Annotated in this window: 1 protein-coding gene; it reads right to left on the bottom strand. The window is 71.9% G+C overall.

Annotated elements, in window-relative coordinates:
- The coding region (locus KBX53_RS34515) for a folylpolyglutamate synthase/dihydrofolate synthase family protein (protein WP_247676627.1) at positions 1 to 839 on the bottom strand (839 nt) is incomplete at both ends.

Here is an 839-nt window from a genome sequence, read left to right as displayed (position 1 = left end):
TCCAGCAGCCCTTCCGCGTCCTGGTCGGCGCGGACGCCGAGCACGGCGACCAGCTTGCTGAACGCGAACTCCTCCTGGAGCGCGGTGACGGTGGCCTTCATGCCGTGCGGGTTGTGCGCCCCGTCCAGCAGGACGGTCGGGGCGTTACGGACCCGCTCCAGCCGGCCCGGGGAGCTGGTCGAGGCGAAACCCTCCCGGACCGCCTCGATGTCGAGCTGACGTCGAGCCCCCGCACCCAGGAACGCCTCCACCGCGGCGAGCGCCACCGCCGCGTTCTGCGCCTGGTGGGCGCCGTGCAGCGGGATGAACACGTCGTCGTACACGCCACCCAGGCCCTGGAGGCGCAGCACCTGACCGCCGACCGCGACCGCCCGACCGAGCACGCCGAACTCGCCGCCCTCCCGGGCGATGGTGGCCCCGACCTCGGCGCAGCGTTCGAGCAGCGGGCCCGCCGCTTCCTCCTCCTGCGCTGCCGCGATCACGGTGGCGCCCGGGTGGATGATGCCGGCCTTGGCCAACGCGATGTCCTGGAGCGTGTCGCCGAGCCACTCGGTGTGGTCCAACCCGATCGGGGTGATCACACAGACCCCGGCCTGGAGAACGTTCGTGGCGTCCTCGGCACCGCCGAGACCGACCTCGACAACCGCGATGTCGACCGGCGCGTCGGCGAACGTGGCGAACGCCAGGGCGGTGGTCATGTCGAAGTACGTCAGCGGCTCGTCCGACCGCGCGTCGACCAGCTCGGCCAGCGGTTTGATCTCCTGATACACCGCCGCGAACCGCTCCTCGCTGACCGGTTCCCCGTCCAGGCTGATCCGCTCCCGCACGGTCTCCAGGTG

It is taken from the genome of Micromonospora sp. M51, from assembly GCF_018070305.1.
GTDB classification, from domain to species: Bacteria; Actinomycetota; Actinomycetes; order Mycobacteriales; family Micromonosporaceae; genus Micromonospora; species Micromonospora parva.
This window is presented reverse-complemented; position numbering and strand designations above follow the sequence as displayed.